Origin of the sequence: Prevotella multiformis (assembly GCF_018127985.1) — a bacterium.
Lineage (GTDB): Bacteria > Bacteroidota > Bacteroidia > Bacteroidales > Bacteroidaceae > Prevotella > Prevotella multiformis.
This window is the reverse complement of sequence record NZ_CP072358.1, coordinates 700,593-726,160: the sequence shown is the minus strand read 5'-3', so window position 1 is coordinate 726,160 and position 25,568 is coordinate 700,593. Positions and strand designations below refer to the sequence as shown.

At 58.5% G+C, this 25,568-nt stretch carries 21 protein-coding genes and 1 tRNA gene; 17 read left to right on the top strand and 5 right to left on the bottom strand.

The window, feature by feature from the left end:
* Positions 1 to 8: 8 nt before the first annotated feature.
* Positions 9 to 473 carry a MaoC family dehydratase gene (locus tag J4864_RS09170; RefSeq protein ID WP_040554177.1) on the bottom strand — a complete coding sequence of 155 codons (465 nt, stop codon included), beginning with the start codon at positions 471 to 473 and terminating at the stop codon, positions 9 to 11.
* A 346-nt stretch (positions 474 to 819) separates the two neighbouring features.
* On the opposite strand from J4864_RS09170, the gene J4864_RS09165 reads away from it, so the two are divergent.
* A complete protein-coding gene (locus J4864_RS09165) occupies positions 820 to 1,302 on the top strand; it encodes a hypothetical protein (RefSeq protein ID WP_211814652.1) in 483 nt (160 codons plus the stop codon).
* 162 nt (positions 1,303 to 1,464) lie between these two features.
* Complete coding sequence (locus J4864_RS09160; RefSeq protein WP_211814651.1) at positions 1,465 to 1,854, top strand: hypothetical protein; 390 nt, start codon at positions 1,465 to 1,467, stop codon at positions 1,852 to 1,854.
* 216 nt (positions 1,855 to 2,070) lie between these two features.
* On the opposite strand, the gene J4864_RS09155 is transcribed toward J4864_RS09160, so the two are convergent.
* The 3 genes from J4864_RS09155 to J4864_RS09145 form a co-directional block, all read right to left on the bottom strand.
* Positions 2,071 to 2,146: transfer RNA gene (locus J4864_RS09155), tRNA-Met, on the bottom strand.
* A 103-nt stretch (positions 2,147 to 2,249) separates the two neighbouring features.
* Positions 2,250 to 3,194: an HAD-IA family hydrolase gene (locus tag J4864_RS09150; protein ID WP_211814650.1), complete on the bottom strand. Its 945-nt coding sequence runs from the start codon at positions 3,192 to 3,194 to the stop codon at positions 2,250 to 2,252.
* Between the two features lie 565 nt (positions 3,195 to 3,759).
* Positions 3,760 to 5,319: a fimbrillin family protein gene (locus J4864_RS09145; protein WP_246479438.1), complete on the bottom strand. Its 1,560-nt coding sequence runs from the start codon at positions 5,317 to 5,319 to the stop codon at positions 3,760 to 3,762.
* Between the two features lie 161 nt (positions 5,320 to 5,480).
* Between J4864_RS09145 and J4864_RS09140 the strand changes: the two genes are divergently transcribed.
* A complete protein-coding gene (locus J4864_RS09140) occupies positions 5,481 to 6,848 on the top strand; it encodes a DDE transposase (protein ID WP_211814648.1) in 1,368 nt (455 codons plus the stop codon).
* A gap of 193 nt (positions 6,849 to 7,041) precedes the next feature.
* Here J4864_RS09140 and J4864_RS09135 read toward each other — a convergent pair whose 3' ends face one another.
* On the bottom strand, positions 7,042 to 7,212 hold the full coding sequence (locus J4864_RS09135) for a hypothetical protein (protein WP_246479436.1): 171 nt from the start codon (positions 7,210 to 7,212) through the stop codon (positions 7,042 to 7,044).
* Positions 7,213 to 8,087: 875 nt separating this feature from the next.
* Here J4864_RS09135 and J4864_RS09130 point away from each other — a divergent pair.
* The 14 genes from J4864_RS09130 to J4864_RS09065 all read left to right on the top strand — a co-directional run bounded on the left by J4864_RS09130 (position 8,088) and on the right by J4864_RS09065 (position 25,558).
* The gene (locus J4864_RS09130) at positions 8,088 to 9,317 is read left to right on the top strand and encodes a glycoside hydrolase family 27 protein (RefSeq protein ID WP_211814646.1); all 1,230 of its coding nucleotides are present in this window, start codon (positions 8,088 to 8,090) and stop codon (positions 9,315 to 9,317) included.
* A gap of 114 nt (positions 9,318 to 9,431) precedes the next feature.
* Entirely contained in the window at positions 9,432 to 10,724 is a 1,293-nt protein-coding gene (locus tag J4864_RS09125) for an acetylxylan esterase (protein ID WP_211814645.1), read from the top strand.
* Positions 10,725 to 10,859: 135 nt separating this feature from the next.
* Positions 10,860 to 12,140 (top strand): glycoside hydrolase 5 family protein, encoded by a 1,281-nt coding sequence (locus J4864_RS09120; protein ID WP_211814644.1) that lies wholly within the window; start codon positions 10,860 to 10,862, stop codon positions 12,138 to 12,140.
* Between the two features lie 12 nt (positions 12,141 to 12,152).
* Positions 12,153 to 14,465 (top strand): glycoside hydrolase family 3 N-terminal domain-containing protein, encoded by a 2,313-nt coding sequence (locus J4864_RS09115; protein WP_211814643.1) that lies wholly within the window; start codon positions 12,153 to 12,155, stop codon positions 14,463 to 14,465.
* Positions 14,466 to 14,477: 12 nt separating this feature from the next.
* The gene (locus J4864_RS09110; RefSeq protein WP_211814642.1) at positions 14,478 to 15,599 is read left to right on the top strand and encodes a glycoside hydrolase family 26 protein; all 1,122 of its coding nucleotides are present in this window, start codon (positions 14,478 to 14,480) and stop codon (positions 15,597 to 15,599) included.
* 10 nt (positions 15,600 to 15,609) lie between these two features.
* Positions 15,610 to 16,773: a glycoside hydrolase family 130 protein gene (locus tag J4864_RS09105; protein WP_211814641.1), complete on the top strand. Its 1,164-nt coding sequence runs from the start codon at positions 15,610 to 15,612 to the stop codon at positions 16,771 to 16,773.
* The gene (locus tag J4864_RS09100) at positions 16,770 to 18,188 is read left to right on the top strand and encodes an MFS transporter (RefSeq protein ID WP_211814640.1); all 1,419 of its coding nucleotides are present in this window, start codon (positions 16,770 to 16,772) and stop codon (positions 18,186 to 18,188) included. Before J4864_RS09105 ends, J4864_RS09100 begins: the two co-directional genes overlap by 4 nt.
* Before the next feature lie 28 nt (positions 18,189 to 18,216).
* Positions 18,217 to 19,446 (top strand): AGE family epimerase/isomerase, encoded by a 1,230-nt coding sequence (locus J4864_RS09095; protein WP_317194572.1) that lies wholly within the window; start codon positions 18,217 to 18,219, stop codon positions 19,444 to 19,446.
* 129 nt (positions 19,447 to 19,575) lie between these two features.
* A complete protein-coding gene (locus tag J4864_RS09090) occupies positions 19,576 to 20,466 on the top strand; it encodes a helix-turn-helix domain-containing protein (RefSeq protein WP_211814639.1) in 891 nt (296 codons plus the stop codon).
* A gap of 553 nt (positions 20,467 to 21,019) precedes the next feature.
* Positions 21,020 to 22,213, top strand: coding sequence for a pyridoxal phosphate-dependent aminotransferase (locus J4864_RS09085; RefSeq protein ID WP_211814638.1), 1,194 nt, complete (start codon positions 21,020 to 21,022; stop codon positions 22,211 to 22,213).
* A gap of 226 nt (positions 22,214 to 22,439) precedes the next feature.
* Entirely contained in the window at positions 22,440 to 23,279 is an 840-nt protein-coding gene (locus J4864_RS09080) for a MotA/TolQ/ExbB proton channel family protein (RefSeq protein WP_004353432.1), read from the top strand.
* 30 nt (positions 23,280 to 23,309) lie between these two features.
* Positions 23,310 to 23,966, top strand: a complete 657-nt coding sequence (locus J4864_RS09075) for an ExbD/TolR family protein (protein ID WP_211814637.1) — start codon at positions 23,310 to 23,312, stop codon at positions 23,964 to 23,966.
* On the top strand, positions 23,966 to 24,640 hold the full coding sequence (locus J4864_RS09070) for an ExbD/TolR family protein (protein ID WP_007366960.1): 675 nt from the start codon (positions 23,966 to 23,968) through the stop codon (positions 24,638 to 24,640). The genes J4864_RS09075 and J4864_RS09070 overlap by 1 nt, the downstream gene beginning before the upstream one ends.
* Positions 24,641 to 24,673: 33 nt before the next feature.
* Positions 24,674 to 25,558: an energy transducer TonB gene (locus tag J4864_RS09065; RefSeq protein WP_007366959.1), complete on the top strand. Its 885-nt coding sequence runs from the start codon at positions 24,674 to 24,676 to the stop codon at positions 25,556 to 25,558.
* Positions 25,559 to 25,568: the final 10 nt, after the last annotated feature.

Sequence of the window (25,568 nt, the reverse complement as noted above, 5' to 3'; positions counted from 1 at the left end):
CATCCCGTCTACTCGAAATAGTAAAGGAAGGTGGCGATCCCCTCGAGCGCCGGCTTGCGTTCGCCTTCTATCTCGATCCGGAAGCTGATGCCGGCCTTGCAGATGCCCCGCAGGTTCTCGATGCCGGCGAGGGTGGCGACGAGGCGCACACGTGAGCCGGCGAGGACTGGGCGGCCGAAGCGCATCTTGTCCATGCCGTAGTTGACCATCATCTTGAGGTTCTTCACCTCGATGATCTCCTGCCACATGTGCGGAAGCAGCGAGAGGGTCAGGTAGCCGTGGGCTATCGTGCTCTTGTAGGGGCTCTCCGCCTTCGCGCGTTCCGGGTCGACGTGGATCCACTGGTGGTCGAGCGTCGCGTCAGCAAAGAGGTTGATCCGTTCCTGGTCGACGAGGAGCCATTCGCTCTCTCCGAGCTTCTCGCCCAGTCGGGCAGCAAGCTCATCGTAGTTGTTTACCGTTAATTTTGCCATTGTTATTTTCTTTTTGGTTTCTTGAAAATGCAGTTGAGAAAGACCATGGCGGGCTTCTGTCATTGATTTTTCCTTCTCCGCCTATGGTCGACTGTCATCGCCAATCATCGCTTATCACCGCCTGTTATCCCCCCCTGCACTTCCCTGCAAAATTACGAAAAACTTCCGGAACATCCAAATCCCCCGGCAGCCTCCCGGAAAGCGGTGAAATCGCTCCTCGAATTAAAAAAACTAAAAAAAACAACCGACACCGCCGCATCCTGATTAATTTTCATAAATTTGCAAGGCATGCCGTGTCCGGGTTCATGCCCGCGGCGCTCGGCACAGGACAACCTAATGAGACGGAATGAAAAAGATACTCTCCCTGATCGCTGCACTCCTCATCACCGTGGGGATGCAGGCGCAAAGTGATGTCGTCACGGTGGCCGACGCCATCCGGATTTTCCAGACGAAGACGCTCTACACCGGCCGGCAGGTGCTGGAGAAGCAGGGCTACAGATACAAGGGGCTGTCGTCCGACGAGTTCGGGAAAGACCACAACTGGGTGAAGAACATGGACCTGACCAGGGATTTCGTCCCCACGGCCATGGGGCGTGGAAACTCCAGCATGGTACTGCTGGCACAGGACGGAAAGACCGTCTACGTCTATGTCTTCAACCGCACCGCCTTCGCCGGACTGCAGGCACAGGTGAAGGCGATGGGCTACGACATGGGCAGGGCCGTGAAAGCTGACAAGGGGACGCTGATCTGCACGAAGGACAACCAGCCCACCATTACCTTCCTCACCCTCCAGCAGCCCTTGCCCTACTGCATGCAGATTACCGAGTAGCCGCACCCCGCCCCCCCCTGCCATCCCTGCCTATTACCGCTTATCCTCGCTTGCCGCCCCTTCCTGCCCCCGTCATCCTCGCCTGTCATCGCTTATCGTCCCCGCCTGCCACATTCCCTCCTGCTGAAGGGCTTGCGGAGGCTCCAGAAAACAAAGAACAGAATGAAGAAGAAACCCACCTACAAGCTCCCCGTGTCCATCTGTGCCATCGTCCTGGCGGCAGGGGCGGTCGTCCTTGCCGTGCTCATGGAGACACGCCAGATGGCTCCGCCCCGCAAATACGAGGTGGATATGTCCGGAGAGGTCATCGGCATCGACAACGGTCCGAAGACTCCTGTCCTGACGGAAGAGGAAACGAAAGAAGAGGAAAAGAAAGAAGAGAAGAAGCCGGAGAAGCCTGTCCCTGCTGCTCCTGAGGAGGAGGAACAGGCCGCTGCCGAAGAGCCGGTCATCGTCCCTGATGTCCCGGAAGGACAGACCGACCCCGCTCCTGTCGTCCGGACTCCTGCCCCGGAAATCAAGAAGCCTGTGATTGACAAGGTCGACAATTGACGGAATCCCCGCCCCCTGTTCCCTTATTCTCTTATCCTCTTTTATTCCCTTTTATTCTCTCTCATCCCCTTTTATCCCCTTTTATCCTCTCTTATTCCCCCTTATCATCGCTTGTCATCGCGCTGCATCCCCTCCCTCGGAGGGGCTTGGGGGGGGGCTTTCTGGGGAATCCACAAAAAAGTCTGGGGTTCTTATTGCTAAGAACTCCAGACGATATGGTTGCGGGTGCAGGACTCGAACGTGCGACCTCCAGGTTATGAGCCTGGCGAGCTACCAACTGCTCCAACCCGCGATGTGATATGTTGACAATCCTTCACGGCCTCACAGCCGTATTTCCGAATTGCGGATGCAAAGGTACGGCTTTCTCATGGAACCGCCAAGGAAATATACATTATTTAACAGATGATCCGCTCTGCGCCGGCCGCTTCCAGACTTTCCCGGCTGCCGTTTCCGTATGTCACGCCGCAGGTATGCGTCCCTGCATTCCGTCCCATGAGGATGTCGAATTCGGTGTCGCCTACGACAAGCGCCTCGTCCGCCCGGACATCGAAATGGTGCAGCGTAAGGATGACAGGGTCGGCTGCCGGTTTCTGATGCGCTGTGTCGTCGGCCCCGATGAGGTAGCTGATGTAGTCCGACAGATGCAGGTCGTGTACCAGTCCCGCAAGCGACCGGTGGCTGCGGCTGCTGGCGATGGACATCGCGATCCCCCTTTCTGACAGCCGTCCGAGCGTCTCCTCGACACCGGGGAAAGCCGTCACCGCACCCGGCACATTCTTCACGTTGAAGATCTCCGTATAGGTGGCGGCGCATTGTTCCGCCTGCGCATCGTCCATCGGAATCATCGAAGAGAAGCATTCCTTCAAGGGAAGTCCTATGGTGCGGGCGCACTCCTCACGGCTCCGCCGGGGCAGTCCCAGCCGCCCGATGGTGGCGAGCATCGTGTCGGTGATGAGCCGGCGGGAGTCGCCGAGCGTTCCGTCGAAGTCGAAGATGACAAGACGGATGCCCTCGAGGAGAGACGGATCTGAGAAAAGGTCGGGGCGGCAGCGTGCCGGGGTCTGCCGTACCGCCGCTGCGTCTGTGCCGCCGGGAGCGGATTCTCTCCGTCGGAACCAGCCCTTGACACGCTTGTAGCCTTCCACGCCGAGGATGGCGATGCCGCTGTATTGGAAAGCCTTTGCCAGCCCGAACAGCACCGCCCACAGTATTCCTTTCGTGGCGACCGGAAGGGGAAGGAGCATCTGCGAGAAGGACAGGACATAGAAAGGTACGCACATGAGCAGGATGATGACGCCTGTGCGGAAAGAGAGCGTCTGGAGTCTTTTTCGGATGGACATGTTCTGTTCTGTATTTCGTTTCAGCCGGCGGAGACGAGGCAGATGGGAAGCGGGAAGCTGCCTGCCGGATGCGGCTTACGGCCTGCAAAAATAGGAAAAAACTTTCTATTACAGGTCTCTGGAATGGAAAAAATACAATCTCCTCTCTGTCCTGAAAGTTCTAAAAGGTCGGATAAAGAAGCGTATTCCCTTCCGGAAGGGCAGGGCATAGTGGCCGGACTCCCTTCCCAAGAATCGGATAAAGGGGCGGTCTCTCTTTCCCGGGCATCCGTCCGGAACGTCCTCTCTGGCCGCTCCGGAGCGTATTCCCCCCGCCTTCGCCACGGTCTCCTGCAAGGTACGGCCCGGCATATCCGCACAGGAACGGAGAGCCTCCGGTGCCGGGACAGGCATAGGGACACCTCCGTCCCTTTCCTGATGGACCGGCTGAACACAGGCCGGCCGGCGGCTTCCGGCACATACCGATTTTGACCAAAGAAAACTCCTTATAAGCCCGCCGGGCTTATAAGGAGTTTTCTTTGGTCCAGTCAACGGTTGCTGTTGACTGCCTGATGGTGCGTATGTCTTATTTCGGCCACAGCCAGTGCGCATTGTTGCGAGGCCCATATCCGGTATGTACCTTGCCTTTCTCGACTGACAGATTATAGGCATTTAATGCTTGATCGGGGCGTGGTGTGCTTGACCAATAATATCCTCTGACCCCGACATTTCGCAACTCCCCATTATTTAGTATATAAGTGCCGATAGCTGGCAAGTAGACATAATCATTCGGGTTGTCGGGTCTGCCATCTTTAATGGTTTTATTGTCTTTAATAAACTGATCATATATTTTATATGAATCTACCTTCGTGTAATCCGTTCCACCGGGAGCCGCCTTCTTCATCTCTGTTACATTCGTATGTTTGTCTGCAGCGATACCGCTGAGTTTCTTCAGCCACATGCCTCCGGCATACAGATGTTTCATGATGGACCAGAGAGAAGGATCCCAATGAGGATCTCCATACATGACATACCACAGCATTTCGTTGGCGTTAGGGCAGGCGGCTGCCGAACGTTTTGCAGGAGTCGGGAACGGGGCAGGGTTATACCATCTCGAGTCACTGGATGTTTTTGGATAGCTGGCGTTCGATCCTCCGTTCAGTATCGGCTGGTCGTTCTCATGGCCTTTCCATGCGTTCTGTCCCACGGCAGCGTCCCACATATAGTATCTGTCGCTCGAATAGTGTGTGATTGCCAGATCGGTGCTTACTTTCTTGTTCTTTCCTGCCTTGCAGGTAATGTTATTATAAGTCTTGGATACTGTCCCGCGGACCTTCGTCTTCTGGTCGTAGAGGGTGTATTCCACGGTGACATGATGATATTCTCCCGGTGCAAGGACCATTATGGCCGCGTTCTTTTCATGGTCTGCCGCCTTGGGGATGACGAATCCGTTATTCGAACCGCCGTTCAGTGTGAGCGTTATGCTCCTGTTGGCAGCAGTTGCGGCGGGGCGGGGTGTCGTGTTTATCCCGTTGTCATCGAATTTGAACTCTCCGGCAATTGCCTCGTCTGCCGTTACCTTGATCTGCGTCACTTTCACGTCCTCTGCAAATTCAGGGCTGTAATAAGGCGTAAAGACGAGGTAGGATGCTTTGTGAGCGAGCGTGAAGGTGTAGCTCCCGTCACCCTGCCTGCTGGCTTCCGCCGTGCCGCAGTCTCCGTCTGTACCGATGTGCGAGGCATCGTCGGGAGCGCTCTGCGACTGGGCCGTACGTATGGTCACCTTGTCGCCGTTGGTGTTGCCGTTGCCCGTATAACGTACGTTGTATTTCGGTGCGGTGAGTATCCCGGGGAAATAGAACTTGGCCGTAGGGGCCTTGGCCGTGATATTGTCTTTTGTGCTTGTTGTTAAAGTGCCGGCGTCGTTGATCCACAGCTTGTCTCCTGAAGTCCAATAAAACTTTATCGCCGAACCGTCGTAAGTGCCTGCTGTGCGGGTCAGTCCCCCGTCTGCGAACTCTGTCATCCCTGCGGGTGCCGTGTTCTGCTGCTTCCCGTTGTCCGCCTGCAAAGTGTCGTCATTGGAGCAGCCTGCCAGTGAAAGCAAGGATGCGACCGGTAAAGCCCAAAAATAAGAATACTTCATTTTTCTACCTTTTCTTAACTTGTGTTCCATTCTACTTTAGGGATATTCAGAAAATATACAACTAACTGTTTGCCAGTGTGATATATTATTTGTACCTTTACACAAAATCCCCCGAACGCCCCATCACGGGCAGAATCGGGGGAACTTAAAAAAAATTCGTCGTGAAGATACAAAAAATTTCTGATATAACACCAACTTTGCCCTTTACAGAGTTCGATTTCTTACAGAGCTATCGTGAAAGCTTTGAAAGAAGCGAACTTGGACGCATCCAGTTCCAGCTCCCACTTAAGGAGTTGGCTGCAGAGTACACGAATCGTAGCCATAAGAGCAAGCGGGGCAACAAGCCTCTTTTCTCGGGCGAAGGAGAAATTGCTTTAATGTTCCTCAAATCGTACACAGGTCTGTCTGACGACGGCCTGATAGAGCTGCTTAACGGAAGCATCCACATGCAGATGTTCTGTGGCGTTCTGATAGATCCTTCCTGTCCCATCAAGGACGGGAAGATCGTAAGTGCCATACGCAACCGTCTTGCCCGTATTCTTGACATAGACAGTCTCCAGAGCATACTGTACGCCAAATGGAAAGACAGTCTCAAAGACAAGGACCTGTGCCTGACGGATGCGACCTGTTACGAGAGCTGCCTGCGTTTTCCTACGGACATCAAGCTGCTCTGGGAGTGTTGCCATTGGCTTCACAGTCTGCTCGTCTCCGAGTGTAAACACCTGTCAGAGCGTGTCCCGAGAAGCAAGTATGATAATGTTGACAAGGCCAGGCTTGCATACGCCAGGCAGCGCAGGCACACAGCCTCGTCCACGCGCAAGCTCAGGAGAAGACTCCTGAGGCTCCTCTCCAAGCTCCTGTCCCAATGGAACCGTCTGCGTAAACAGTACAGTCCCTGCATCTGTCTGTCGGCAGAACAAGAAAAGCGGCTGTCCGCTGTGTGTGAGGTATGTCTCCAACAGTCAGAGCTGTTCTCCGGCAAGGAAGTCAAACACCGTATCGTCAGCATCGACCGCCCCTACCTCCGTCCTATTGTCAGAGGCAAAGAAAACAGGCGTGTAGAGTTCGGGGCAAAGGTCAACAACATACAGATAGACGGCATATCATTCATAGAGCACCACAGCTTTGAGGCATTCAACGAGGGCGTCCGTCTTAAGCAATGCATTGAATATCAGGAATCTCTGACGGGAGTCAAAGTCAGGCGTGTCGGTGCCGATTCCATATACGCCAACAATGCCAACCGCACTATGTGTACAGAGAAAGGCATAACGACCTGTTTCACCAGAAAAGGCCCAGGGCCCAAAGAAGAAGCTGAGTGTCTCAGGACGGCGAGAAAGATCATCGGAAACCTCAGAGCCACGGTAATGGAGGGTAGCTTTGGAAACCAGAAGCAACACTATAGCGTCGGACGCATCAAGGCACGCAATATGTTCAGCGAGAGGCTGCTGCTCTTCTTCGGAATCCATACGGCAAATGCTGCCGTTCTTGCCGCAAGGGAGATGGCCCGGAGTATGAAGAAAGCAGTCTGATAAAAATCGAAGGTGTTTCCACAGGTCCATAGGCAGTATGGAAGGGACAGGTGTGCCCATACGAATCATTATTTGAGGTTTTCGAGCAAAAAACACAGCATATTCTTTTTCTGGGAACTTTTCCAAGGAAAAGAATGCAGTATTTGGCTGCCCTTGGGGAATTCCAAGAGGGAATTAACTGAAATTCCCTACTTTAGTTCTTGTCTTCGGCAGATTCTTCCTCAAAGAAAAAGCCTGACGGCTTTGCGCTTAAAGGCTCGCCGTCATCTTCTGCGCTGTGATGTCCTCCGCTTACCGGAGAAGTCTGGAGAAGATATTCCTTCTCGCCGATGGATATTACAGCTGTCTCAGCTTTAACATACATTTTTCTTTCCATATTGTCAACTTTCGTTAGTGATTACGATTTTGAAAACTGCCGTCTGCCGGCATCTCTCTTTATAATCGGCTGATGCGTGCATCAGCCGGAACCGGACTGGCTGCCGTCCGGAGGCTTTGCGGAATCCCTGTCCGTCAGGCTTCGGCATGGCACGTTCCCGTGTATGTCTGATGAATATCATGCGCACGTCCGGAGCATACGCCGGGACGACAAGAATTTCTTTGCGGGATGTTTTACACCTTATAATACGATATAAGGATGCCGTTATCCATACGGTCAATCCTTCCGGATTCTGGTAATTTGTGTGCAAAGGTAGTGTCGTTTTTTTGAATGACAAAATAATTTAACTATAAATAACACGCTTGGCTCCAGCGGGTTCCGTCTATATGGCCGAAAGGAAAAGCCGAAGACGCCGCATGAAATTGAAGCCGGAAAGAGCGGGCAGACATCCCTGTCGACGACAGACCGGCGTGTTTTTTTCAGAACAGGCCTTCAGCAGGAATGTGCCTGCATGGAAAGGCATATGCCGTCAGCAGCAATCAGAAATAAGTCCTCAACCCGTCAGCCAAGTTTGGAAGTAAGCGGAAAAGCAGTCGGCCCGGAACGTCAAACCACAGACCCGACATAATTAAACTGCCCGGAAGAAAATCCCGCCGAAGGCCGGGACGGGGATTCCCGGCGCTTGGGAATGTGATTCCCAGCGTCCGGTACTGCTGTTCCCAACCGGTTGGGAACAGCAGTACCGGCAATGTCCACCCTGTCCATAAAGTATCGACTTTGGCTAAAATAGTATTTGCAGTTTACACTTTTAACCCTTATCTTTGCAGCGTGATTCCTAAAAACCAAAAATCAAAGATCACGGCATGAACAGAAGAAGTGTTTTCACCTTGTTATTACTCCTGCTGCTGCACCTGGACGGAAAGGCCCAGAAGTGGGAGGGCCTGGCACGGACACCGCAGATGGGCTGGAACTCGTGGAACAGGTTCCAGGGCGACATCGACGAAGACGTCATCAAGGGCATCGCCGACGCCATGGTGTCGAGCGGCCTGCGCGATGCGGGCTACACGTACGTCAACCTGGACGACTGCTGGCACGGCCGACGCGATTCCGACGGCTTCATCCAGGCCGACCCGGAGCGTTTCCCCCACGGCATGAAGGCCCTGGCCGACTATGTACACGCCCGGGGGCTGAAGCTCGGCATCTACAGCGACGCCGGCACGGAGACGTGCGCCGGGAGGCCGGGGTCGATGGGACATGAGTTCCAGGATGCCCTGCAGTATGCCCGCTGGGGCGTCGACTACCTGAAATACGACTGGTGCAACACCGCCGACGTCAATGCGCGCGGGGCCTACCGGCTCATGTGCGACGCCCTCCGCCAGGCCGGCCGCCCGATTTTCTTCTCGATGTGCGAGTGGGGCGACAACCAGCCCTGGCGGTGGGCGAGGGACATCGGGCACTCGTGGCGCATCGGCCCCGACATCTGGTGCTCGTTCGACTCCACCCGGGTGTTTCCCACCTACGTGCAGTGCAGCGTGATGGACTGCATCCACCGGAACGACAGCCTCCGCCGCTATGCCGGGCCGGGGCACTGGAACGACCCCGACATGCTGGAAGTGGGGAACGGGCTGACCGCGGGCCAGGACCGGGCGCACTTCACGATGTGGTGCATGATGGCAAGTCCGCTCATCCTGGGCAATGACGTGCGCAGCATGAGCGCAGGGACACTGGCCGTCCTCACCAACCGCGACCTCATCGCCGTCGACCAGGACACGCTCGGCGTACAGGGACTCCGCCTCTTCAGCCGCGACGGACTGGACTACTGGTTCAAGCCGCTGGCCGGCGGCGACTGGGCGATGGCGGTCCTCAATCCCACCCGCAGGCCTGTCTCCTGCACCCTCGACTGGCAGGACTTCAACTTCACCGACGGGGAGGTGAGCGGGCGCAGCACCGCTTTCGACAAGCATATATATAAGGTGAAGAACCTGTGGACGGGCCGCATGGAAGGGAAGACCTCCGTCAGGCCGAAAGCAGGCCGCCGCCTCACCGTCCCCGCACAGGACGTGGTGGCCTACCGGCTGATAAGGCAGAAATGAAAAAGGCACGGGCGCAGGCCCATGCCCTGTTCTCATAAAAACATCTGATGCGCCCGGCAAGGATGCAGTCTGCCGACTGCACGTCCGTCCCGCATCCTCATAACAGACACTGCAATGAAACGCATAACACTCATTTTCAGTCTTCTCCTGCTGGCAGGTCTTGCCGTCAGGGCGCAGATACGCGGGAATGAAATCACCGTGCAGGTACAGCCCGGCCACGCCGACTGGAACTACCGTCCGGGCGAAGAAGCCCTGTTCAGGATCGCCGTGCTGAAGGACGGCTGTCCGCTGCCGCAGGCGCAGGTGGACATCGAGGCCGGCCCGGTGATGTATCCTGACGTGAAGCGGAAAGGCATCGTCCTGAAGGACGGCACGGCCACGTGGAAAGCCACGATGAAGACGGCCGGGTTCTACCGGCTGAAAGTGCGGGCGCACGTAGGAGGCAGAACCTACGAGGGACTGTGTACCGCCGGCTTCGCCCCCGAGACGCTGCAGCCCTCGGACAACTGTCCGGCGGACTTCGACCGCTTCTGGCAGGAAGCCCGGCAGGAAGCCGCCCGCTGTCCGCTGGATGCGCATCGCCGCCTGCTGCCCGAACGCTGCACGGAACGTGTGACGGTCTACGAGGTGAGCTTCAACGGGCTGCGTCCCGGCAGCCGCATCTACGGCATCCTCTGCATCCCGACCGCCTTCAAAGGACCTCGCCCGGCACTGCTGCGTGTCCCGGGAGCCGGCGTGCGTCCCTACCAGGGCGACCTCCAGATGGCCGACCGAGGGGCGATCACGCTCGAAATCGGCGTACACGGCATTCCCGTGACGATGCAGCAGCAGGTGTACGACGACCTGCTGCAGGGCGCATTGAACGGCTACTGGGAAGCCGACCTCGACAGCCGCGACCGGATGCCCTACAAGCGCATCTTCATTGGTGCGCTGCGCGCCGTGGACTATCTCGCACAGCTGCCCGAATGGAACGGCAGGGAGCTGGGCGTGACCGGTTCGAGCCAGGGCGGAATGCTGTCGCTGGTGTGCGGCGCGCTCCATCCCAGGGTGACGTTCATAGCCGCCGTCCACGCCGCCATGTGCGACCACACCGCCTCGCTGCACGGCAGGGCCTGCGGATGGCCGCACTTCTTCTACGGCCAGCAGCATCCCGATGCAGGGAAGGTGGCCGTCAGCGGCTATTTCGACGGGGTCAACTTCGCACGCCGGCTGCACGTCCCGAGCTGGTTCTCGTTCGGCTACAACGACGAGGTCGTGCCGCCCAACAGTGCCTACGCCACCTACAACGTGACCGCAGGACCGCGCGAGCTGCACGTCTATCCCGCCACCGGCCACTTCTGGTTCCAAGAACAATGGGACGAATGGCAGGCATGGATCGCCGGGAAGCTGGGACTTGCGGAAAAGTAAATGAGAATTTGAAGAAAGGGAAATACAGACCTGCAGGAAAAGCAAGAACCTGCTGAAAAGAAAATAAAAACCTGCAGGGAAAGAAACAAGAACCTGCTGAAAAAGAAACTTCCAGAGAAAGAAAAACGGAGAATCATGAACAGAATACGAAACTGTCTTTCAGGACTGCTGCTCGCCTGCGCCGTTTCCGTCCAGGCGCAGCCGTTCGTCACCGTAGAGAACGGCAGGCTGTCCCGCAACGGAAAGCCCTACACCTTCATCGGCGCCAACTACTGGTACGGCGCCATCCTCGGCTCGAAAGGCAGGGGCGGCGACCGGCGGCGGCTGAACCGTGAACTGGACGAGCTGAAGCGGCTGGGCATCGACAATCTCCGCATCCTCGTGGGGAGCGACGGCGATGAGCGTCCGAAGTGGAAGGTGAAGCCTGTGCTCCAGACCTCACCGGGCGTCTACAACGACTCCATCCTCGACGGTCTCGACTACCTGATGCAGCAGCTCGGGCGGCGCGGCATGGTAGCCGTGCTCTACCTGAACAACGCCTGGGAGTGGAGCGGCGGTTACGGCTTCTACCTCGAGAACGCCGGAGCCGGCAAGGCCGTCCAGCCCAACGAGGCCGGTTACGCCGCCTACGTCAGGTATGCTTCGCAGTTCGCCGTCAACAGGCAGGCACAGCAGCTGTTCTACGACCACGTGAAGTTCATCCTCGGGCGCACCAACCGCTATACGGGACGGCGGTACGTTGACGACCCCGCCGTCATGTCGTGGCAGATCGGCAATGAGCCGCGGGCTTTCGACCCCGCTGTCCTGCCGGCATTCGAACAGTGGATCGCCAAGGCCGCCGCCCTGGTCAAGGGCATCGACCGCCGCCACCTGGTGAGCATCGGTTCGGAGGGTGCGGCCGGCTGCGAAGGCGACTACGGCGTGTGGCAGAGAATCTGCGCCGACCCGAACGTCGACTACTGCAACATACACGTCTGGCCCTACAACTGGGGCTGGGCGAAGAAAGACTCCCTGTCGGAGAATCTGCAGCGTGCGGAAGACAGAACCGGCGAGTACGTCGGCCGCCATCTGGCCATCTGCGAAAAGCTGGGCAAACCGCTGGTGATGGAGGAATTCGGCTATCCGAGGGATGGCTTTTCCTTTTCAAGAACATCCGCCACGACCGCCCGCGACGCCTATTACCGCTACGTCTTCTCGCTCCTGGAGGCGGATGCGGCCGGGGGCGGACACTTCGCCGGCTGCAACTTCTGGGGATGGGGCGGACAGGCGAAGCCCCGGCACGAACAGTGGGAACCCGGCGACGAATACAGCGGCGACCCCGCCCAGGAAGCGCAGGGACTCAACTCGGTGTTCTCCACAGACCGGAGCACGCTCAGAACCATCAGGGAAGCCATTTCAAGATTACCCATACACTGACCCGCAGACAAGATGAAACGGATACTCACCATAGCCCTCGTGGCAGCAACCCTTCATGCAATGGCAGCAAAGAAAGAACAACCCCTGTACAAGAACCCCAAGGCAAGCATCGAGCAGCGCGTCGAAGACCTGCTGCACCGGATGACGCTCGAAGAGAAGGTGGGGCAGATGAACCAGCTCGTCGGCATCGAACACTTCAAGGCGAACTCCGCCTCGATGTCGGCCGAGGAACTGGCGACGAATACGGCGAGCGCCTTCTACCCCGGCGTCACGGTGAAGGACATGGAAGACTGGACGCGCCGCGGACTGGTGTCGTCGTTCCTGCACGTGCTCACCCTCGAAGAGGCCAACCGCCTGCAGCGGCTCAATATGCAGAGCCGCCTGCAGATTCCGCTGCTCATCGGCATCGACGCCATCCACGGAAACGCCAAGTGCAAGGGCAACACCGTCTATCCTACGAACATCGGACTGGCTTCGTCGTTCGACGTCGACATGGCTTACCGGATTGCCCGTCAGACGGCCGAGGAGCTGCGCGCCATGAACATGCACTGGACCTTCAACCCCAATGTCGAAGTGGCGCGCGACGGACGCTGGGGACGCTGCGGCGAGACCTTCGGCGAGGATCCGTATCTCGTGGCGGCGATGGGTACGGCGACCAACCGGGGCTACCAGCGCAACCTGGACAGCGGACAGGACGTGCTGGGCTGCGTCAAGCACTTCGTGGGAGGATCCTATTCCGTCAACGGCACGAACGGCGCACCCTGCGACGTCTCCGAACGCACCCTGCGCGAGGTGTTCTTCCCGCCTTTCAAGGCCGCCATCCAGCAGGGCGGCGACTGGAACGTGATGATGTCGCACAACGAGCTGAACGGCATCCCCTGCCATACCAGCCGCTGGCTGATGGACGGCATCCTGCGGAAAGAGTGGGGATTCAGAGGCTTCATCGTGAGCGACTGGATGGACATCGAGCACTGCGTCGACCAGCACCGGACGGCCGCCAGCAACAAAGAGGCCTTCTGCCAGAGCATCATGGCCGGAATGGATATGCACATGCACGGCCCGGAATGGCAGACGGCCGTGACGGAACTCGTCCGTGAGGGCAGGATCCCCGAGAGCCGCATCGACGAGAGCGTGCGCCGCATCCTGACGGTGAAGTTCAGGCTGGGGCTGTTCGAACACCCTTACAGCGACGCCGCCACACGGGACCGCGTCATCAACGACCCCGAACACAAACGCACGGCACTGGAGGCAGCACGCAGCAGCATCGTCCTGCTGAAGAATGCGGACGGACTGCTGCCGCTCGACGCACGGAAATACAGGAAGGTGCTGGTGACGGGCATCAACGCCGACGACCAGAACATCATGGGCGACTGGAGCGAACCCCAGCCCGAGGAACAGGTGTGGACCGTGCTGCGGGGCCTGCGGAACGTCTCGCCCGACACCGAGTTCCGGTTCGTCGACCAGGGATGGGATCCCCGGAATATGTCTCAGGACAAGGTGGACGCTGCTGTAGAGGCGGCCCGCGGCTGCGACCTCAACATCGTGTGCTGCGGCGAGTACATGATGCGCTTCCGCTGGAACGAGCGCACATCGGGTGAAGACACCGACCGCGACAACCTCGACCTCGTCGGGCTGCAGGACCAGCTGATCCGCCGGCTGAACGAGAGCGGAAAGCCCACCGTCGTCGTCATCATCAGCGGACGGCCGCTCAGTGTCCGGTACGCCGCCGCCCACGTCCCCGCTCTCCTCAACGCCTGGGAACCGGGACAGTACGGCGGGCAGGCCATCGCCGAAATCCTGTACGGAAAAGTGAACCCCTCCGCCAAGCTGGCCATGACGATGCCGAGGAGCGTAGGACAGGTCTCCACCTGGTACAACCACAAGCGTTCGGCCTACTTCCATCCGGCCGTCTGCACGGACAGTACGCCGCTGTATCCCTTCGGCTACGGACTGAGTTACACGAGCTTCCGTTATACGGACCTGAAGCTCGACAGGCAGCGCATTCCCAACGACGGCAGGACGGCGGTGACGGTCAGCGTGACCGTTGAGAACACAGGCGGCCGCGACGGCGTGGAGATCTGCCAGCTGTACATCAACGACCTCGTTTCGTCCGTGGCGCGCCCCGTGAAGGAACTGAAGGACTTCCGCCGCATCGCCCTCAGGGCAGGGGAACGGCAGACCGTCCGCTTCACCGTCACGCCCGACAGGCTGGCCTTCTGCGGCCCCGACATGAAGCCGGTCGTAGAACCGGGGGACTTCGAGGTGCTGGTAGGCGGCAGCAGCCGGGACGAGGACCTGCAGAAAGCGGTCTTTACAGTAGAATGAATACGAAGTAGAATGAATATGAAAAGAATACTCCTTGCCATGGCTGCCGCCTTGCTCGCAGCGAACGCGGCAGCCGGAAAGAAAATGCAGAAGACACCGGCACAGCAGCTCATCGGACGGCTGCAGAAGTTGCAGAAGAAAGGTGTGATGTTCGGTCACCAGGACGCCCTCTTCTACGGTACGACGTGGAAATGGGAATACGGACGGAGCGACGTGAACGATGTCTGCGGCGACTACCCCGCCGTCCTGGGCTGCGAGCTGGGCGGACTGGAACTCGGGAGAGACCGCAACCTGGACGGCGTCCCCTTCGCCGAGATGCGCCGGCAGATCATCGGCCACTGGCGCAGGGGCGGCATCGTGACCGTCAGCTGGCATGCCTGCAATCCCGTCACGGAAGAGGATGCCTGGCACACGGAAGGCGATGCCGTCGCACAGGTGCTGCCCGGCGGAAAGGAGTCCGGAAAGATGCAGCACTGGCTCGGACGGATAGCCGGTTTCCTCGCCTCGCTCAAGGACGACAGGGGGAACGCCATACCCGTCATCTTCCGGCCCTGGCACGAAATGAGCGGCGGCTGGTTCTGGTGGGGAAGCCGGCAGTGTACGCCTGAACAGTACATCGCGCTGTACCGTCTCACCCACGAGGCGATGCGCCGCCGGGGACTGTGCAACATCGTCTGGAGCTACTCGCCCAATGCCGAGGCCGGCGACACGCCTGAACACTTCTTCCGCTTCTATCCCGGCGACGGATGCGTAGACCTGCTGGGCGTGGATCTCTACCAGAACAACGGCCGGCAGGACTTCATCGACCAGTGCCAGAACGAACTGCACATCATGGCCGCGTATGCCGGAAAGCACCGCAAGCTGTATGCGCTCACCGAAGCCGGCTACCGCAACACGCCCGATGCCGCCTGGTATTCCTCCACCCTGCTGTCCGGCCTGCAGGGATTCAAGCCCTGCTATGTCCTGCTCTGGCGGAACGCATGGGACAGACCCGAGGAGAACTTCGGCCCTGCACCGGAGAAAGCCTGCGCCGCCGACTTCAGGAAGATTTACAGGGAGAGGGCTTTCCTCTTCCGCAGCCAGACAGGCCCTGCACAGGCCGCAACAGCAAAGAAACATAACAGAAAACGATAGAAATACAGACATGACAACCTTCAATTCCAAACTCGACACGCTCCGTCTCCGCCACGAGGCACTCCTCTCCGCACCCAACCACGTACAGGAAGGCGGAAACGGCATTTACGAACGCTACGCCCATCCCATACTGACCGCCGAGCACACGCCGCTGGAGTGGCGGTACGACCTGGACGAACACACCAATCCGCACCTCATGCAGCGCATCATGATGAACGCCACCCTCAATGCCGGCGCAATGAAGTGGAACGGAAAGTACCTGCTCGTGGTGCGTGTCGAGGGAGCCGACCGCAAGAGCTTCTTCGCCGTGGCGGAAAGTCCCAACGGCATCGACAACTTCCGCTTCTGGGACGAACCGGTCACCATGCCTGACACGGACGACCCGGCGACCAACATCTACGATATGCGCCTGACCCGCCATGAGGACGGTTACATCTACGGCGTCTTCTGCGCCGAACGCCATGACGACAGCAGGCCCGCCGACCTCTCGGCCGCCACGGCGACGGCCGCCATCGCACGCACCCGGGACCTGAAGACCTGGGAACGGCTGCCCGACCTCAGGTCGGAGAGCCAGCAGCGCAACGTCGTCCTACACCCGGAGTTCGTCGACGGGAAGTACGCCTTCTATACCCGCCCGCAGGACGGATTCATCGACACCGGCTCCGGCGGCGGCATCGGCTGGGCACTCGTCGACGACATCACCCACGCCGAACTGCACGGGGAAACCATCATCAACCCCCGCCATTACCACACCATCATGGAACTGAAGAACGGCGAAGGCCCCCATCCCATCAAGACTCCCCGGGGATGGCTGCACCTGGCACACGGCGTGCGGGCCTGCGCCAGCGGCCTGCGCTACGTGCTCTATCTGTACATGACCGCCCTCGACGACCCCACACGGGTGACGGCACAGCCCGGCGGCTACTTCCTCGCACCCGAGGGGAGCGAATACGTGGGCGACGTGATGAACGTCGTCTTCTCGAACGGATGGATCGCCGACGAGGACGGACGCGTGTTCATCTACTATGCCTCGTCGGACACACGCCTGCACGTGGCCACATCGACGGTGGAACGGCTGGTGGACTACTGCCTGCACACGCCCGAGGACGGACTGTCCACGGCGGCCAGCGTTGAAACCGTCAGGAAGCTCATCGAAAAAAACCGCGCATTATGAAAATCAGACTCAGCGAAAAGATAGGCTACGGACTGGGCGATATGTCGTCGTCCATGTTCTGGAAGCTCTTCGGTGCCTATCTCATGATATTCTATACCGATGTCTTCGGCATCTCGGCCGCCGTCGTCGGTACGATGTTCGCCGTCACACGGGTCTGGGACTCGTTCTTCGATCCCGTCGTCGGAGCCGTGGCCGACCGTACCTCGTCACGCTGGGGACGTTTCCGCCCCTACCTGCTTTTCCTGGCGGTGCCCTTCGGCGGCATCGGCATCCTGACGTTCCTCACGCCGCCGTTCGGCCAGACCGGGAAGATCGTCTACGCCTTCATCACCTACGCACTGATGATGATGGTCTACTCGGCCATCAACGTGCCCTATGCCTCGCTGCTGGGCGTGATGAGCCCCGACCCGGCCGACCGCAACACGCTGGCCACTTACCGCATGACCTTCGCCTACCTGGGCTCGTTCCTGGCCCTGCTGCTCTTCATGCCGCTGGTCAACGCCTTCGGCGGAGGGAACGGCGGCGGACCGATGCTGGGCTGGCTCACCGCCCCGCAGGCCGGATGGCTGATGGCGGCAGGGGTCATCGCCGTGGTATGCGTGCTGCTGTTCCTGGGCTGCTTCGCCCTTACGAAAGAGCGTGTGAGACCCGTCAGGCAGGGAAAGACCTCGCTGAAGACCGATCTCCGCGACCTGCTCCACAACCGGCCGTGGTGGATCCTGCTGGGGGCAGGCGTCGCCTCGCTGGTGTTCAACTCCATCCGCGACGGCGCAACGGTCTACTACTTCAAATACTACGTCGACGAGACGGCCGTGGGGAGCATCAGCTTCCTCGGACTGCCCTTCGTGCTGAGTGGACTGTACCTCGCCGTGGGACAGGCCGCCAATATCCTGGGCGTCATCCTCGCCGCACCTGTCAGCAACCGCATCGGAAAGCGGCGCACGTTCATGGCGGCCATGGCCGTGGCCTCCGTGCTCAGTGTCGCCTTCTTCTGGCTCGGCAAGGACCAGATCGTGCCCATCTTCATCCTGCAGGCGTTCATCAGCGTCTGCGCCGGAAGCATCTTCCCGCTGCTGTGGAGCATGTATGCCGACTGTGCCGACTACAGCGAGCTGCAGACCGGCAACCGGGCCACAGGCCTGATCTTCTCGTCGTCGTCGATGAGCCAGAAGTTCGGATGGGCGTTCGGCACCGCCATCACCGGATGGATGCTCGCACAGTTCGGTTTCCAGGCCAATGCCGTACAGTCTGCCGAGACCCTCCAGGGCATCCGGATGTTCCTCTCGCTGCTGCCGGCGGCCGGAGCGTTCCTCTCGCTGGTGTTCATCTACTTCTATCCGCTCAGCGAACAGAAGATGAGACGGATAACACACGAGCTGGAGGAAAAACGGACGGCCGCAGCCGACAGACAATAGAATGCAAAACCTTTCAATATTTCACGCTATGGACAATTCATCGGAACTGCACGCTGTGGACAATTTATCGGAAGAACTGCGCCGGGAGCTGGAACAGAACATCCTGCCTTTCTGGCTCCACAGAATGACCGACCGCCGCTACGGCGGATTCCTCGGACGGATAGACGGCGGCGGCAACCCCGTGCCTGATGCCGAAAAGGGAGCCGTCCTCAACGCCCGCATCCTCTGGGCTTTCTCCGCCGCCTACAGGGTTCTGCACCGGCCGGAATACCTGGAGGCAGCCACACGGGCCAGAGACTATTTCATCGACCGTTTCATCGATGCCGAGCAGGGCGGTGTCTTCTGGAGTCTGGATGCACAGGGACACGTGCTCGACGGCCGGAAGCAGACCTACGCCATCGGATTCGCCGTCTACGGACTGAGCGAATACGCACGTGCCACCGGCGACAGCGAGGCACTGGACTATGCGAAGAAGCTGTACGGCGACATCGAACACCACGCCTTCGACAGCCGGCACGACGGCTACGTCGAGGCGCTGACCCGCGACTGGCAGCCCATCGCCGATATGCGGCTGAGCGACAAGGACGAGAACGGGTCGCGCACCATGAACACGCACCTGCACATCCTCGAGCCTTACACCAACCTCTACCGGGTGTGGCGGACACCGCAGCTGGCGGAGCGAATCGCCAATCTGATCGACATCTTCCTCACACGGCTGCTCAATCCGGAGACCGGCCACCTCGACCTCTTCTTCAATGACAGCTGGCAGGGACGGCGCAACATCCAGAGCTTCGGGCACGACATCGAGGCCGTATGGCTGCTGCACGAGGCCGCACTGGAGCTGGGAGACCCCGCCCTGCTCGGGCGGGTGGAAACGGCGATAAAGGCCATCGCAAGGGCCGCCGACGAGGGACTGCGGCCGGACGGCTCGATGGTGTACGAACGCTGGACCGACACGGGACGCACGGACACGCAGCGGCAGTGGTGGGTGCTGTGCGAGTGCGTCATCGGCCACATCGACCTCTACCAGCACTTCGGCGACACGGAAGCCCTCGGCATCGCCCGCCGCTGCTGGCAGTACACCGCCGCACACATCGTTGACCGAGAACAGGGCGAATGGTTCTGGGGATGCGACGGGAACGGCCGCCCGAACCTCGCTGACGACAAAGCCGGCTTCTGGAAATGCCCCTACCACAACACAAGGATGTGCCTGGAGGTAATGGAGAGAAGCCTCTCCTTGAAAAGCCGGAGAAGCTGACGGCTGCCGGCAAATCCGGCAGCTCTGGCGTTCCCAGCAGCTCTGGCAGAACTATAAATGCCGGTGATGCCAGAGAAGTCTCTCCCCCTCATAACCCTGACCAACTCCCCCCGACAAAACTCCCCCGTTATGGAAACCTACGTCTTACATGAGATTACTCCCCTGATGGAGACCGATGCCCTCTACATCGCCGACCGGCGCAAGGGCGAATTCTCCTATCCCGTACACAACCACGACGTCTTCGAGCTGAACTTCGTCGAGAACGCCGCCGGCGTAAAACGGATCGTCGGCGACAGCAACGAGGTGATCGGCGACTACGATCTCGTCCTCATCGCCAACCCCTCGCTCGAACACGCTTGGGAACAGCACGAGTGCAAGAGCGAAGACATCCGTGAGATCACCATCCAGTTCAACTTCGGCGACGGAACGACGGACAACGACCAGTTCTTCAGCAAGACACCTTTCGAGAGCATACGGCGCATGATGAAAGAAGCACAGAAAGGACTGGCGTTCCCCATGCCGGCCATCATGAAGGTCTACGGCAAGCTGATCGGACTGAGCCAGATCACCGACCGCTTCACGGCGCTGATGGAGTTCCTCGACATCCTCCACACGCTGTCGCTGAGCACGGATGCACGCACCCTCGCCACCACCAGCTACGCCAAGGTGGACATCGAAGACGACAGCCGCCGCATCCTCCGCGTGAAGAAGTACATCTCCGACAACTACAAGTACGAACTGCGACTCAAGACGCTGGCCGACCTGGCCAATATGAGCGAGAGCGCCTTCTGCCGCTTCTTCAAGCTGCACACCGGACGGCGGCTGAGCGACTACATCATAGACATACGCCTGGGCTACGCCACGCGGATGCTGATCGACACCACCGACACCGTTTCCGAGATCAGCTTCAAATGCGGATACAACAACATGAGCAACTTCAACCGCATCTTCCGGCGGAAGAAAGGCTGCTCGCCCACCGAGTTCCGCAACAGCCACCACAAAATCAAGGTGATCGTCTGATGGCTTCCGCCCCCGCCACCAGCGGGGGCTCCTCCCTGCCGGCAGGATGAAAGCTTCCCTGCCGGCTGGGATTCCTGTTCCCGACCGGTTGGGAATCCGAGTCCCGGCGGCTGGGAACGGGATTCCCGACGGCCGGGAGTCCTGTTCCCGAAGGTCGGGACGACAGGGACGGCACGGGGACGGTCCGCCGTCTGTCCTTCCTGAATGGAATTGCAAGCGCTGGAACGGTCCGGGCCGTTCCTGTCCGCAGGGCGTTCCCTGCCGGGCGGACCGTGTCCGGGGAATCCCGCAGGTTCTTTCGGCCTCCGCCGCACTGTCCGTCCGCTTTCCGCCGGTTTCTTTCCCCGCCGCGGCCCCGCCGGGTCCGTGTGCATCGCCGTTTTCCCTCTTTTTCCGTCCGCAGACTGCCCCCGTGACACCCGGAGGGCGGTTCCGGCTGTCAATTAGGCAGGAAAAATGCCGGCAAGATAAAATAAAGAAAGAAATCTTACGTTATGAGAATGAATTTACGTACTTTTGTACTTGAAATCATTTACAAAGAAAGGAAAGTCCAATGGCACAACTATCAGACCGGCTGAACAGGCTGGCATCTTCCGCAACGCTGGCGATGTCGCAGAAGAGCAGCGAAATGAAAGCGCAGGGCATCGACGTCATCAACATGAGCGTGGGCGAACCGGACTTCATGACCCCCGACTTCGTCAAGGAGGCGGGCAAGCAGGCGATCGACGACAACTACTCGAAGTATTCGCCCGTCCCCGGCTATCCCGCCCTCCGGAAAGCCATCGCAGAGAAGCTGAAGCGGGAGAACGGCCTGGACTACGCCGCTTCCGAGATCATCGTCGGGACAGGCGGCAAACAGGGGGTGTGCAACACCATCCTGGCACTGGTCAATCCCGGCGACGAGGTGATTATCCCGGCTCCTTACTGGGTGAGCTATCCGCAGATGGTGAAGCTGGCGGGCGGTGTGCCGGTCATCGTGCCGGCCGGCATCGGGCAGGACTTCAAGATCACCGCCGCGCAGTTCGAAGCGGCCGTCACGCCGAAGACGAAGCTGGTCATCCTCTGCTCGCCGAGCAATCCTACGGGAAGCGTCTATTCGGAAGAGGAACTCGGGGAACTGGCCGAGGTGGCGCTCGCCCACGACGGCCTGTTCGTCCTCTCGGACGAGATCTACGAACACATTAATTATATAGGGGGGCACAGCAGCATCGCCGCCTGTCCGGGCATGAAGGAACGGACGGTGGTCTGCAACGGCGTCAGCAAGGCCTACGCCATGACGGGCTGGCGGCTCGGATGGGTCGCCGCGCCGGAGTGGATCGTCAAGGGGCTCGGCAAGCTGCAGGGACAGTACACCTCCGGCACGAGCAGCGTCAGCCAGATGGCGGCCCTGGCGGCCTACGAAGGCGACCAGAGCTGCGTGGCAGCGTTCCGCGAGACCTTCCGCCGCCGCCGCGACCTGATCGTCTCCCTGGCGAAGGACATCCCGGGACTGGAAGTGAACGTGCCGCAGGGAGCGTTCTATCTCTTCCCGGACTGCTCCGCCTTCTTCGGCAGGAGCGACGGGAAGCGGGTCATCCGCAATTCCACCGACCTCGCCCTCTACCTTCTCGAGGAGGGACACGTGGCGACGGTGGGCGGCGACGCCTTCGGCGCACCCGGCTGTTTCCGGATGAGCTACGCGACGGACGACGCCAGCATAAAGGAAGCACTTCGCCGAATCAAGGACGTACTCTCAAGGCTGGAATGAGAACGGAAAAGCAAATTGTAAGGAAGTACAGGCAAAAACTATACAACCACGATTGTTAAATGTTATTAATCGTACCTATAATTTTCTTTTAATTGCTATCTTTGCGGAGATAAGACCCCCTTTCCGGCGGTGTGCCGTAGCGTGTCTGTTTACAAACACTTAAGAATCAGAAAGATATTAACAATTTAATTCATTAATAACCTAAAATTAAAAATTTCATCAAATTATGGCAACTACACAACAAAAAGCAGCCCCGAAGAAAAAGTCCGAGGGCTTCACAGGAGTTAGAGGTGCATTCTGGATCATCGTCGTTTGCGCCATCGTTGCGTTCGTACTGTTCTTCACATGGTTCGGCAACGACATGCACTTCCAGGATCCGGGTACCAACGAGACACCGGCTGACGTATGGGGTACCATCTTCAAGGGCGGCGTTGTCGTTCCGGTCATCCACACCCTCCTGCTCACCGTGCTGGCTATGTCCATCGAGCGCTGGCTGGCGCTGAAGACCGCTTTCGGCAAGGGTGCGCTTCCCAAGTTCGTTGCAAACATCAAGGCAGCTCTCAACGCCAACGACCTCGCCAAGGCCAACCAGCTCTGCGACCAGCAGAAGGGTTCTGTGGCAAACGTGGTGAAGGCTTCCCTGAACGCTTACAAGGACATGGAGACAGGTGCCAACGCTAACCTGAAGAAAGCACAGAAGGTGGCCAAGATCCAGCAGGCTCACGAAGAGGCTACGCAGCTCGAGATGCCGACCCTGACGATGAACCTCCCGATCATCGCCACCATCGTCACCCTCGGTACGCTGACCGGTCTTCTCGGTACGGTAACCGGTATGATCAAGTCGTTCTCCGCTCTGTCCGCAGGCGGCGGCGCCGACTCTGCCGCACTGTCTGCCGGTATTTCCGAGGCCCTGATCAACACCGCATTCGGTATCGCTACATCCTGGTGCGCAGTGGTTTCCTACAACTACTACTCAAACAAGGTCGACAAGTTGACTTACGCACTCGACGAGGTTGGTTATTCTATCGCTCAGACATACGAAGTAAACCACACGGAAGAGGCTTAATTTTTGCTGACCCTTTAAATATTTATCGCTATGGGTAAAGTAAAAATTAAGAAGAGTGACGTCTGGATCGACATGACACCTATGTCCGACGTGATGACCCTGCTGCTTACCTTCTTCATGCTGACTTCAACGTTCGTAAAGAACGAGCCGGTGAAGGTGAACACCCCGGGGTCCGTGTCCGAGACCAAGGTGCCGGAGAACGGCGTCCTGACGATTCTCGTCAGTCCTGAAAAGGGACCTGACGGCAAGCCGACCGGCGAAGGACAGGTGTTCCTGAGTTACGACAACACCAACGAACTGGCGCAGATCGTAGACCAGATGACCACCCTGACACCCGCACAGAAGAAGACTTTCGTGGCAGAGTCCACATTTGGTACTCCTCTCGACAAGCTGGCAGCCTACCTGTCAAAGCCGGCCGCAGAGCGGAGCAAAGAACTCCCTAAGATGGGTATTCCTCTCGACAGTATCCAGGGACAGGAGATGACGGAGTTCCAGCAGTGGGTCAACGCAGCCCGCCAGGTGAACCCGAAGGTCAGACTTGCCATCAAGTCCGACGCCGATTCTCCTTATGGAACAGTTAAGAAAGTAATGAGCGAGCTCCAGGACATGGACGAGAGCCATTACTACATGATCACGCAGTTGGACGCTAAAAAGGCTGCCCAGGCAGCTAACGGAGGGGCTAAGTAATGGCAAAGGAAAAGAAAAGTAAGCAGAAGAAGATGACCGTGCGCGTGGACTTCACGCCGATGGTGGATATGCTGATGCTGCTCATCACCTTCTTCATGCTCTGTACCTCGCTTAGCAAGCCTTCGACGATGGAGCTGACCATGCCGAGCAATGACAAGACGCAGGACGATACGAAGAAGAACGAAGCCAAGGAGTCGCACTCCATCACGATCTACATCGCCGACGGAGACAAGATGTTCTACGGCAACGGTAAACCCGAGTACGACAATGCGAACTGGCTGAAACCCGCCGACTGGAGCAACACTCCGAAAGGCATCCGGTACGTTCTCCAGCACAAGCAGGTGGGCGACCCCTCTACCGGCGAGGCAATCACGGTCCCTTATCAGGACATGGAAATCGCCGTCAAGGAGCTGAACCAGAAGAAGCAGGCCGATCCGAAGGCTTATCCGGACAGCATCTACCAGTCGGAGATCGCTGCCATCAAGAGCGGTATGATCAACGGCAAGAAGGTATCGACAATGACCGTTATCATCAAGCCGACCGATCAGGCTTCTTATCGTCACTTGGTAGACATTCTCGATGAAATGCAGATTTCATATATTGGAACTTACGTCATTGACAAGCTGACAGACCAGGACAAGGCGCTTCTGGCCAAGAAAGGTGTGAAGGCTTAATCACTGATTCGTAAACAATTAAAGAAAGAAACAATGGCAAAAATAGATCTATACGATCCGAAATGGGTCGACATGGTGTTCGCCGGAAAGAACAAGGAATACGGTGCGTACAGGCTCCGTAAGACCGTCTCCCAGCGCAACATCAAAGCATTGGCTATTCTGCTTTGTGCTGCATTCCTCGGTGGTGGTTACTTGGCTTACCAGATCAAGAAGCACAACGACGAACTGGCAGCCCAGGCCGCTTACGCAGCCAAGATGGAGCTGGCGGCTCTCGAACAGGCAAAGAAGGATCAGGCGGAACGCAAGAAGAACCAGCCGAAACCGGAACAGAAGAAAATCGAACCGGAGAAGGTGGTGCCTGAAACGCGTGCCACTGTCAAGTTCACGGCCCCTGTCATCAAGGACGACAAGGACGTGAAGGAGGAAATGCCGCCTATGGTCAAGATGAACAAGGAGACGAAAGCCGTCGGCGTGGAGAACAAGGAAGGTACGGAGGACCGTACCGAAGTCGCTGCACGCACGACCGTCGCAACTCCCGAACAGGTTGTGCCGAAGATCGAGAAGCCGGTCGTTGAGGCTCCGAAGCCGGAACCCAAGGAAGAGGTGGAGAACAAGATCTTCACCGTGGCGGAGCAGATGCCTTCGTTCAAGGGCAATGTGAACGCATGGCTGAGCTCGCACCTGCAGTACCCGGCTGTGGCTGCCGAAAACGGCATCCAGGGACGCGTCATCGTCAAGTTCGTTGTCGGACGCGACGGAAGCGTCAGCCAGGCACAGGTTCTCCGCGGCGTCGACCCGTCGCTCGACCGTGAGGCGCTGCGTGTTGTCAACAGCATGCCGAAGTGGAATCCGGGCATGAACAACGGCCAGGCCGCCAACGTCTGGTTCACCCTGCCCATCACCTTCAAGCTGCAGTAAAAGCACGACT